The 10,787-nt window shown below is 53.8% G+C and carries 9 protein-coding genes and 6 tRNA genes; 9 read left to right on the forward strand and 6 right to left on the reverse strand.

Translation table 11 applies throughout. The features are described 5' to 3' along the window. Window positions 1-54: 54 nt before the first annotated feature. The 6 genes from lnt to CX650_RS11135 all read right to left on the reverse strand — a co-directional run bounded on the left by lnt (window position 55) and on the right by CX650_RS11135 (window position 5,991). Window positions 55-1,608, reverse strand: coding sequence for an apolipoprotein N-acyltransferase (gene lnt, locus CX650_RS11110; protein ID WP_101095862.1), 1,554 nt, complete (start codon window positions 1,606-1,608; stop codon window positions 55-57). After that, entirely contained in the window at window positions 1,605-2,486 is an 882-nt protein-coding gene (corC, locus tag CX650_RS11115) for a CNNM family magnesium/cobalt transport protein CorC (protein WP_025011682.1), read from the reverse strand. Before corC ends, lnt begins: the two co-directional genes overlap by 4 nt. A gap of 32 nt (window positions 2,487-2,518) precedes the next feature. Further along, window positions 2,519-2,980 carry an rRNA maturation RNase YbeY gene (gene ybeY / locus CX650_RS11120; RefSeq protein WP_039035893.1) on the reverse strand — a complete coding sequence of 154 codons (462 nt, stop codon included), beginning with the start codon at window positions 2,978-2,980 and terminating at the stop codon, window positions 2,519-2,521. Next, entirely contained in the window at window positions 2,970-4,016 is a 1,047-nt protein-coding gene (locus CX650_RS11125) for a PhoH family protein (RefSeq protein ID WP_039035894.1), read from the reverse strand. The genes ybeY and CX650_RS11125 overlap by 11 nt, the downstream gene beginning before the upstream one ends. Before the next feature lie 129 nt (window positions 4,017-4,145). Further along, a complete protein-coding gene (gene miaB / locus CX650_RS11130) occupies window positions 4,146-5,570 on the reverse strand; it encodes a tRNA (N6-isopentenyl adenosine(37)-C2)-methylthiotransferase MiaB (RefSeq protein ID WP_101095863.1) in 1,425 nt (474 codons plus the stop codon). A 97-nt stretch (window positions 5,571-5,667) separates the two neighbouring features. Further along, on the reverse strand, window positions 5,668-5,991 hold the full coding sequence (locus CX650_RS11135; protein WP_226685334.1) for a hypothetical protein: 324 nt from the start codon (window positions 5,989-5,991) through the stop codon (window positions 5,668-5,670). Between the two features lie 152 nt (window positions 5,992-6,143). Here CX650_RS11135 and CX650_RS11140 point away from each other — a divergent pair, with 152 nt between their 5' ends. The 9 genes from CX650_RS11140 to CX650_RS11180 all read left to right on the forward strand — a co-directional run bounded on the left by CX650_RS11140 (window position 6,144) and on the right by CX650_RS11180 (window position 10,184). Next, window positions 6,144-7,412 carry an FAD-dependent oxidoreductase gene (locus CX650_RS11140; protein ID WP_101095868.1) on the forward strand — a complete coding sequence of 423 codons (1,269 nt, stop codon included), beginning with the start codon at window positions 6,144-6,146 and terminating at the stop codon, window positions 7,410-7,412. Between the two features lie 189 nt (window positions 7,413-7,601). Beyond that, window positions 7,602-8,189, forward strand: coding sequence for an aminoacyl-tRNA hydrolase (gene pth / locus CX650_RS11145; protein WP_025011686.1), 588 nt, complete (start codon window positions 7,602-7,604; stop codon window positions 8,187-8,189). A gap of 85 nt (window positions 8,190-8,274) precedes the next feature. Beyond that, window positions 8,275-9,366, forward strand: a complete 1,092-nt coding sequence (gene ychF, locus CX650_RS11150; RefSeq protein WP_101095864.1) for a redox-regulated ATPase YchF — start codon at window positions 8,275-8,277, stop codon at window positions 9,364-9,366. 175 nt (window positions 9,367-9,541) lie between these two features. Continuing rightward, a tRNA-Met gene (locus CX650_RS11155) sits at window positions 9,542-9,618 on the forward strand. A gap of 31 nt (window positions 9,619-9,649) precedes the next feature. Then, a tRNA-Leu gene (locus CX650_RS11160) sits at window positions 9,650-9,734 on the forward strand. Window positions 9,735-9,769: 35 nt separating this feature from the next. Next, window positions 9,770-9,844, forward strand: a tRNA-Gln gene (locus CX650_RS11165). 20 nt (window positions 9,845-9,864) lie between these two features. Next, window positions 9,865-9,939, forward strand: a tRNA-Gln gene (locus CX650_RS11170). Window positions 9,940-9,965: 26 nt separating this feature from the next. Continuing rightward, window positions 9,966-10,042, forward strand: a tRNA-Met gene (locus CX650_RS11175). Window positions 10,043-10,109: 67 nt separating this feature from the next. Beyond that, window positions 10,110-10,184, forward strand: a tRNA-Gln gene (locus tag CX650_RS11180). The last annotated feature ends 603 nt before the right edge of the window (window positions 10,185-10,787 follow it).

Consider the following 10,787-nt stretch of genomic DNA (forward strand, 5'->3'; position numbering starts at 1 on the left):
TACTTATGTGTCCATTAATATTTTATCAATTAGATAAAAATCAATGAGTTGGTTTTAGCTTTTATTGTTCTTTCGTCGCTTGGGGCAATACAACAGCCCCAAAAGCAGCAGCAAGCCACTCAGCCCCAGTACCGGCCATTGACCGACCCGGCTGAACAGGGTCTGGCCTTCGACCAGAGGCACTTCAGCGGTGAGTACACCTTCTACAAACTGCGGCAGTTTGGCACTGATATTGCCAAATTCATCCACCACGGCGGTAACGCCGTTGTTGGTGGCCCGCAGCAGAGGTCGGCCCAATTCGGCCGAGCGCATCTGGGCTATCTCCATGTGTTGCAACGGGCCATTGGATTCACCAAACCAGGCATCGTTGGAGACGGTCAGCAACACCTGGGTATCCTCGGCGACGTTGGCCCTGAGCTGCTCGGGGAAAGCGATTTCATAGCAGATTGCCGGTGCCAGAGTATGACCCAACGCCGTCAGATTATTTTGCTGATAATTGCCTCTGGCAAATGAGGACATGGGCAGGTTGAAGAAGGGGGCCAGGGGCCGCAGCAGCGACTCCATGGGCACAAACTCGCCTATTGGCAGCAGGTGATGCTTACGGAACTGATTGTCGCCAGCCGCGCTATAGTTGGCGTTTTGTTGCTGTTTCTGATGATGATTTCCCAGCACGATCAGCGAGTTGTAGAAGTCGCCATTTTGCTGGCTGATGATACCTGTGATGATGGCGGCATCCCGCAGATTGGCGACCTTGTTGGCGTTGTCGAGAAACTCGGCCACCATGCTTTCGGGGGCCGGTATCGCTGCCTCGGGCCAGATCACCAAGTCTCTGTCCAGATGCGGGCGGGAGAGATCCATATACTTGAGCATAGTCGGCCAGAGCGCGTCCGGCTCCCACTTCATGCTCTGGGGAATATTGCCCTGCACCAGCGCCACGCTGAGGGTCTCGCCGGTGCGCTCAACCGTTGAAAATCGCGGCGCCTGCCATACAAGCAGGGTGAGTAGTGCCGAGCTCACCACCAGGCTGAGCCAGCGACGTTTGAGCAGCAGCACCAGGCTTGCTGCCAACAGCGCTACCGTAAAACTGAGCCCCAAAGTGCCTATCATTGAGGCCAGTGGCTTCAAGGGGCCAGAGGTTTGGCTATAGCCGCCCCAGAGCCAGGGAAAACCGGTGAGTACCCAGCCCCGCAGCCATTCGCACAGGGTCCAGAGCGCCGGAAACAGCCCCAGTAGTTGCCAGTTATGACGCTTGGGCGCCAGTCGTGCCAGCAGGGCACCGGCCAGCGCCGGATACAAGGCCAGATAGAGGGCCAACAGGGCCATCAGGCCCATGGAAGCAATTAGCGGCAAGCCACCGAATCTGTCCATGCTGACATGCACCCAGCTGATCCCGAAGGCGAAGGCGCCAAAGCCAAAGCTGAGCCAATAGCCAAAACTGGCCTTGGGGGAAAGCTTATCACTGTGCCACAGGCCAAAGGCCAGCGCCAGCGGGTAGATGGGCCAGAGATCGTAGGGGGCAAAGGAAAGTGCCGTACTGGCACCGGCCAAAAAGGCCAGTACCAGACGCAGCTTGGGATGGCGTTTAAGCGCCGCTAATGTGGACTTCACTGGTCGTTACTGTCTTCAGTATCGTTGGGATCGGGTAGTTTCACCCTGAGTTGCAATAAACGACGGGTATCGGCACTGATCACTTTGAATTCAATGCCGTCGATGACGATCTTCTCGTTGCGCTCCGGCAGGTGACCGAAGGCGTGGGACACCAATCCGCCGACTGTGTCGAACTCTTCATCACTGAAATGGGTGTTGAAGGTTTCGTTGAAATCTTCAATCTCGGTCAGTGCCTTGACCATGTAAACCCGGTTACCGGCTTTACGGATTTCAGACTCGTCGCTGTTGTCGTGATCGAACTCATCTTCGATATCGCCGACAATCTCTTCGAGAATATCTTCAATGGTGACCAGGCCGGAAACACCACCATATTCATCAACCACAATCGCCATATGGTAGCGTTGGGAACGGAACTCTTTGAGTAGCACATCCACTCTCTTGCTCTCGGGCACCACAACGGCCGGGCGGATCACTTTTTCCAGTGAGAAGGGTTCTTCACTGTTGTTGAAGCCGTACTTCAGCAGATCTTTGGCCAGCAGTATGCCTTCGATATGGTCTTTGTCTTCATTGACCACAGGAAAGCGGGAATGAGCAGAGTTGATGACAGTGTTGAGCAGTTCCTCAACAGAGTCATTGAATTGGATGGCGACAATTTGCGCTCTGGGGATCATTATGTCCCTTACACGCAAATCAGATACCTCTAAAACACCTTTTATCATCTCGCGGGTATCTTCTGTGATGAGCTCACGCTGCTCGGCATCGTGGATCACCTCAACCAGATCTTCGCGATTTTGAGGTTCGCCCTGGAATAACTGGCTTACACGGTCAAACCAGCCTTTCTTATGGGCGCTGGTACTCGGGGGGATATCGTCACTCATAGTGTTCTTCATGACAGGGCGAACCCTGGCAATTATTGCTCCTTGTATGGGTCAGTAAAACCTAAGCTTTCAATGAGTTGGGTCTCTAGCGACTCCATTTCTTCGGCTTCGGCATCTTCGATGTGATCATAACCTAGCAGATGCAGGCAACCGTGCACAACCATATGTGCCCAGTGCGCCTGTAGCGGTTTATGCTGTTCACCGGCTTCATTTTCAACGACTGAAACGCAAATGACAAGATCCCCGAGTAATGGCAGGGTTATTCCCGGTGGCGCTTCAAACGGAAATGACAATACATTGGTGGGCTTGTCTTTGCCGCGATAGTCCCGGTTCAACTGCTGGCTCTCTTCGCTGTCCACCAGACGTATGGTCAGTTCGGCCTGCTCCATACTATTGCCTATGGCAGTACGGGCCCAGAGCTCGAAATCGCTCTGGGATGGCAGGTTTTGCGCTTCTGTAGCCAGTTGCAGGTCCAGTTGCAGATCAAGACTCATGGGCGCCGGCCTCTGTCAGTTGATATTGGCTGTCGCGTTGGGCCTTGGCCGCCTGCTGGCGCTGATCGTGCGTTTCATAGGCTTCCACTATGCGGGCGACTACCGGGTGGCGTACCACGTCCTGGGCCTGGAAGAAGTTGAAGCTGATCTCTTCTACTTCGCTCAGTACTTCAATGGCGTGGCGCAGGCCGGACTTGGCGTTGCGCGGCAGATCTATCTGGGTAATGTCACCTGTGATCACCGCCTTGGAGTTGAAGCCGATACGGGTGAGGAACATCTTCATCTGTTCCACCGTGGTATTTTGGCTCTCATCGAGGATGATAAAGGCATCGTTGAGGGTGCGGCCACGCATATAGGCCAGCGGTGCGACCTCGATAACATTGCGCTCTATCAGTCGCTCGACCTTCTCAAACCCGAGCATCTCAAACAGGGCGTCATACAGAGGCCTGAGGTAAGGGTCTACCTTCTGGCTCAGATCGCCGGGCAGGAAGCCCAGTTTCTCACCGGCTTCCACCGCAGGGCGGGTTAGCAGAATGCGGCGGATCTCCTGACGTTCCAGCGCATCCACGGCGGCGGCAACAGCCAGATAGGTCTTGCCGGTACCGGCGGGGCCTATGCCGAAGGTGATGTCATGGCGCACTATGTTGGCCACATATTGGGTCTGGTTGGGATTGCGCGGCTTAATCACCCCTTTGCGGGTCTTGATATAGTGCTCTTTGGGTTCTGCACCGCTGTCGTCGGCTTCCAGGGCAATGGCTTCCTGAATGGCGATATGCACCTGCTCGGGCTCAAGATCCGGAGTCGAGCCTTTTACCGGCGCGGTTTCGACATAGAGCTGTTTCAGCAGGTTGTTGGCGGTGAGGCAGTTACGCGGCTGGCCGACAATCTGAAAATGGTTGTTGCGGTAGCTTATCTCGACGCCCACCCGGCGCTCGAGCTGTTTGATATTGTCATCGAACGGACCACACAGAGACGCCAGACGGCGGCTGTCGGCCGGTTCGAGATACAGATTCATGGTGGTTAATTTGTGAGACAAACAAAAACTCCTGTTGATGTCATCTTTGATCAGTTTACGAGCGTGAAGGCATAAATGCTAACGGAAAATCGAGCCTAAAATAAAACGGCCCGGGTCCGAAGAGCCGGGCCGCCGTGGAAGTCTCGGCGCTTACGGGGTGAACTGAGTCACGCCCAGGGTGTCTTCCTGATTATGCATGGCCAGAATATCACTGGGGCGCAGGCTCTTGCGCAAGTCCATCTCATCTTCTCCGCGAACAAACTTGCCGCGCAGCGAGTTGGTGTAGACATCGACGATTTCCACGTCCACGAAGCTGCCTATATGCTTGGGCTGGCCTTCGAAGTTGACCACCCGGTTGTTTTCGGTGCGGCCGCGCAGTTCCATGGGATTTTTGACCGATGGGCCTTCCACCAGAATACGCTGCACTGTGCCCAGCATCTGGCGGCTGTAGCGCTGCGCCTGTTGGGTGATTCTGTCTTGCAGAATTGCCAGGCGCTGCTTTTTCTCTTCCATATCCACATCATCCGGCAAGTCGGCCGCCGGGGTGCCGGGACGGGCACTGTAGATAAAGCTGAAGCTGTGGTCAAAGCCCACTTCTTCAATCAGCTTCATGGTGTCGGCAAAGTCTTCTTTGGTTTCGCCGGGGAAGCCGATGATAAAGTCGGAACTTATCTGAATATCCGGCCGCGCCTTGCGCAGACGGCGAATGATTGACTTGTACTCGATTGCCATATGGCCGCGCTTCATCTGGGTCAGAATGCGGTCTGAACCTGATTGCACCGGCAGGTGCAGGAAGCTTACCAGCTCAGGAGTGTCTTCATAGACGTCGATAATGTCCTGGGTGAACTCTATCGGATGGCTGGTGGTAAAGCGGATGCGGTCGATACCGTCGATGGTGGCCACATAACGCAGCAGCTCGGCAAAGCTGCAAATTTCGTCATCATGGGTCAGGCCGCGATAGGCGTTAACGTTTTGTCCCAGCAGGTTGACTTCACGCACCCCTTGCTCGGCCAGTTGAGCGATTTCCAGGATGATGTCATCCAGTGGCCGGCTGACTTCTTCACCGCGGGTGTAGGGCACCACGCAGAAAGAGCAGTACTTGCTGCAGCCTTCCATGATGGAGACAAAGGCGGTGGGGCCTTCAGCGCGGGGCTCGGGCAGACGGTCGAACTTCTCGATTTCAGGGAAGCTGACGTCAATCACCGCCTGGTCGCCGCTGCGAACCTGGTTGATCATCTCTGGCAGACGGTGCAGGGTTTGGGGGCCGAAGATAATATCCACGCACTGGGCGCGTTCTTTTATCGCCTTGCCTTCCTGCGAAGCCACACAACCACCCACGCCAATGATCAGCTCAGGATTCTTGTCTTTGAGTGTTTTCCAGCGGCCCAGCTGATGGAATACCTTTTCCTGCGCTTTTTCACGAATAGAACAGGTATTGAGCAGCAGAATATCTGCCTCATCAGCCTCTTCGGTCAGGGTGTAGCCCTGAAATTCGTTTAACAGATCGGCCATCTTGGATGAGTCGTACTCATTCATCTGACAGCCCCAGGTTTTAATATGGAGTTTTTTACTCATCAGTTTTGCGTCGCTCTTCGGAACCACTTAAAAAATAGCGCGCCATTTTACCCGCTGTTCAGTCCGCTGACCAGCTTTTGAACGCCAGGACTGAGAATTACTCTGGTGACTGTAGTACCCCTTCAAACAATGTGGGTAAGCGATTATCGGCCAGCTGAATGTCCTGCTGTTGATAAAACTGCTCAGCCATCTGTTGGGTACCGGCGCGAGCCTGAAGATAGATATCCTCCAGTACCTCTATATGAAAGCCGGCCATGGTTTCCGTGATTTGTTGATATAGGGCATAATTCAGCGACGAGCGATAGGTTACAGTTATCACTTCCATCTGGTCTGCCGTGGTGGCGGCCAGAATATGACCAGAGGTAAAGGCGGCCGGGACGATAAGGGCTGCGGCTATCAGGCTGTTGGTAAGTTTGCACATGGTATCCTCACTTGTTGATGTCGACAACCGCCAATGCGGTGTTGGCCATGACAGATACTGCTTGGACACACTGAGGCTAGCCTATGGTTGCCAAGACTCGTGTGTCGGCTTGTAAGCAGGTGTTTCAGGAGGGCCGGCAGCAACATTTGCTCATGATTGAAGCCAAAACAGTTACCATTGAACACAACTCTGTGGCCAAGGCGACAGAGAAGATAGACAGCAGGAAAGGCATAGTGACAGAACAACATGAGACCAAGGATATCGTCATCATAGGTGGCGGTATGGTGGGCGCGGCGACGGCGCTGGGGTTGGCCAAACTCGGGCTGGAAGTGGCGCTGGTGGAGGCCTTTGAACCCGAGGCCTTTGATGCCTCGCAACCTCTGGATGTCAGGGTCTCGGCCATCAGCGCCGCATCGGAGGCACTACTCGAGCGTTTGGGGGCATTCGATACTCTGCTCGGTATGCGCCATGTGGCCTATCGTGGCCTGGAAACCTGGGAGATGGAAGGCTGCATAACCCGTTTTCATGCCAGTCAGATTAAGGCCGAGCGTCTGGGCCACATAGTGGAAAACCGTTTGGTGCAGCTGGCCCTGTGGCAGGAATTCGACAACTACCCCAATCTGACACTCTGCTGTCCGGCGCGGGTCGGGCGCATGGTGCGCTCCTGTGCCGGCATCGAGGTTAGCCTGGACGATGGTCGAGTGTTCGATGCCCGCTTGCTGGTGGGGGCCGATGGTGCCAACTCCAGAGTGCGCCAATGGGCCGGAATTGGTATCAGCGGTTGGGATTATTCCCAGTCCTGTATGTTGATCAATATCGCCACCGAGTGCGAAGAGCAGGATGTGACCTGGCAACAGTTTACTCCGCAAGGGCCGCGTTCCTTGCTGCCATTGCCGGGCAAAAATGCGTCCCTGGTTTGGTATGACGATGCCAAACAAATTCGCAGTTTGATGCAGCTAAGCGACAGCCAACTGAAGCAGGCGATCATCAATCACTTCCCCGATAGGCTCGATCCCCACTTCGAAGTGTTGGCCAAGGGCAGTTTTCCGCTGACCCGGCGCCATGCGCAGCAATACTATCGCGATAACTTGGTGATCCTGGGGGACGCGGCTCACACCATTAACCCGCTGGCGGGGCAGGGGGTTAACCTGGGCTTCAAAGACGTCGAAGCCTTGATAGCGACAATCACCCAGGCGCTGGAAAAGGGCGAAGACTGGTCAAAGGCCACAGTGCTTGAGGGGTTCCAAAAGCAGCGCTGGTTTGACAATCAGTTGATGATGACTGGCATGGATCTCTTCTATGCCGGTTTCAGTAACGATCTGTTGCCACTTAAACTGCTGCGTAACGCCGGCCTTAAGCTGGCGGATATCAATACTCCGGTTAAGCAGCAAGTGCTCAAGTATGCGCTGGGGCTGAGATAACCCCGGTCGATTTGTTGATTGTCGCAAGAGAGTGCTAAAATGCCGCGTTTTTATAAGAATGCGGCATTTTTCATTGGCTTTTATGCCGGGTTTTGGCCTGTAACGGTCAAGCTTCAAGAGCGGTGAATATTTGCCTGGCCACCTCTGGCCTTCGCAGAACTTCTCGTTGAATAAACAGAATAGAGACTGATGACAGAGATTAAACTTATCGTCGGGCTGGCCAATCCCGGCGCCGAGTATGCCCAGACCCGTCATAATGCCGGTGCCTGGTATGTGCAGGAGCTGGCCAGAGGTTGCGGTGCCCAGCTCAGTGCCGACAGCAAGTATTTTGGCCTGACTGCCAGAGTTACGCTCAAGGGCCGCGATGTGCGCCTGCTGATCCCTTCCACTTATATGAACCTGAGTGGTAAGTCGGTGGCGGCATTGGCGAACTTCTTCCGTATTCAACCGGAGGAGATTTTGGTGGCCCACGATGAGCTGGACATGCCGCCGGGTGTGGCCAAGTTCAAGCTTGGCGGTGGTCATGGCGGCCATAACGGCCTCAAGGACATTATTGCCAAGCTGGGCAATAACAAGAATTTTTATCGTCTGCGGATTGGCATAGGTCATCCCGGAGACAAGAATAAAGTCAGTGGCTATGTGCTTGGCAAGGCGCCGAGTACTGAGCAGTCGCTGATCGATGCCGCGGTAGATGAAGCGGTGCGCGCCACAGATATCCTCTTTGCCGAGGATATGACCAAGGCGATGCACAGGCTGCACTCCTTTAAAGCGGTCTAAGATTATCCAGGCGTCAGACGCCTGTTTCATTATCCTGTCCGGGGCCGAGTGCGCCGGGCTCAAATTAGAGAGAAAGGTAAACATCATGGGTTTTAAATGCGGCATCGTTGGTCTGCCAAACGTCGGTAAGTCAACTCTGTTCAATGCGTTAACCAAGGCTGGCATCGAAGCGGCAAACTTTCCCTTCTGTACCATAGAACCCAACACTGGTGTGGTGCCAGTGCCGGATGCTCGTCTGGACGCCCTGGCTGAAATCGTTAAGCCTGAGCGGGTTCTGCCGACCACTATGGAGTTTGTGGACATTGCCGGTCTGGTTGCCGGGGCATCCAAGGGCGAAGGTCTGGGTAACAAGTTCCTGGCCAACATCCGTGAAACCGATGCTATCGGCCATGTAGTGCGTTGCTTCGAGAATGACAATATTGTTCACGTGGCCAACAAGGTTGACCCAGCCGGTGATATTGAAGTGATCAATACCGAACTGGCACTGGCGGATCTCGACAGTGTTGAGCGCGCCATACTGCGTCAGCAAAAACGTGCCAAGGGTGGCGATAAAGACGCCAAATTTGAAGTCGAAGTGTTGGAAAAACTCAAGCCGGTACTGGACGAAGGCCATATGCTGCGCACTCTGGATTTGAGCCCGGAAGAACTGGAAGCCGTGGCTTACCTGAACCTGCTGACGCTCAAGCCAACCATGTATATTGCCAACGTTTCTGAAGATGGCTTCATTAATAATCCGCATCTGGATACAGTGCGCGCCATTGCCGAAAAAGAAAATGCCGTTGTGGTGCCTGTGTGCGCCGCAATCGAGTCAGATCTGGCGGAAATGGATGAGGAAGAGCGCAGTGAGTTCCTCGAAGAACTGGGCCTGGAAGAGCCAGGGCTTGATCGGGTGATCCGCGCCGGTTACGAATTGCTGACACTGCAAACCTACTTTACTGCCGGGGTGAAAGAAGTTCGTGCCTGGACTGTGAGCGTAGGTTCTACCGCACCGCAGGCGGCCGGTAAAATTCACACCGACTTTGAGCGTGGCTTTATTCGGGCTCAGGTTATGGCCTATGATGACTTTATTCAGTACAAGGGCGAAGCCGGTTGTAAGGAAGCAGGTAAGTTGCGGGTGGAAGGGAAAACCTATATCGTCAAAGACGGCGATGTGATGCACTTCCTGTTTAACGTATAAAGTGACTCTAAATGGGCGATAGAACACGGATTTGCATATCTGTTGCCCAGTTTGATGGGTTTATAGGCAAACGGCGGGGGCGGCGGGATTTAGCCTAAAAAAGCTGTTGACCTGAATAACCTGAATAAGCATAATACGCCCCGTTCCTCGGCACGGGGAACAGCAAAGTTATCGTGGCTATGTAGCTCAGCTGGTTAGAGCACAGCACTCATAATGCTGGGGTCGCAGGTTCAAGTCCCGCCATAGCTACCATCCTTCTTGGGATGTCAAAACAAGAGACACTGCGGGAGTGGTGAAATTGGTAGACACGCCAGATTTAGGTTCTGGTGCCGCAAGGTGTGAGAGTTCAAGTCTCTCCTCCCGTACCATATCTGTCTCTTATTGAAATAGCTTTGATTATTGGTGGGGTATCGCCAAGCGGTAAGGCACCGGGTTTTGATCCCGGCATTCCCAGGTTCGAATCCTGGTACCCCAGCCATCTTTACCAAGTTTATATATTGGGGTATCGCCAAGCGGTAAGGCACCGGGTTTTGATCCCGGCATTCCCAGGTTCGAATCCTGGTACCCCAGCCATAAACGCTAAAGAGAAAAAATACAGTGGCTATGTAGCTCAGCTGGTTAGAGCACAGCACTCATAATGCTGGGGTCGCAGGTTCAAGTCCCGCCATAGCTACCATGTTTCTTTAGCAGCAAACTTGGTCTTCACGAGTCTTAAGATTCGTATCGGTTAATACCGACCCTGATGGGGTATCGCCAAGCGGTAAGGCACCGGGTTTTGATCCCGGCATTCCCAGGTTCGAATCCTGGTACCCCAGCCATATTCAACGAAAGAGCCCGTCATAGACGGGCTTTTTTGTATCTGTTTTTCATCGTTTGAACTTTTCAGCTATTGGCATATCGGCGGGATAGAGTCCCAATGCCGTGAAAGGCCATGCCCTCAGCCACGTTATTTGCGCCAATGGCCCTCGGCGGCTCCGAAGGGGGAATTGGTGCATTCTGTGGGAATGGAGTAGCTTGAAACATTTGAAGTGTCCGCAGACATACACCTCATTTCCAGGCACAGGTGAAACTGTGACCGTCGAAAACAGGGCCGAATTTTGTTCCCGACAAATTCGGCATTTCCTACGTCCTTGTAGGTCAGATGTTTTCGTCGAGGCTACATGGACGTATTCACAACAACATCCCTGTTTAACGGCCAGCTCGTCATCCATGACTCGCGCTCGAAAGCATGTTGCTGCGCAACTCTCGCCGTGTCATAGGATCGCCAGTACGAAAGACGCACCGCAGGTGATTGGCAGTAAAAAATGGATAAAAAATGGACACCCAGCATTAATGGCGCGCTAGTTAGTCTCCGACTATGCTTTGTTTAAGCATTTAACAAGGAGGTTATTATGCCGCGCCCTCGCCGAACTCAAATCAGC

This window comes from Shewanella indica, assembly GCF_002836975.1.
GTDB lineage: Bacteria > Pseudomonadota > Gammaproteobacteria > Enterobacterales > Shewanellaceae > Shewanella > Shewanella indica.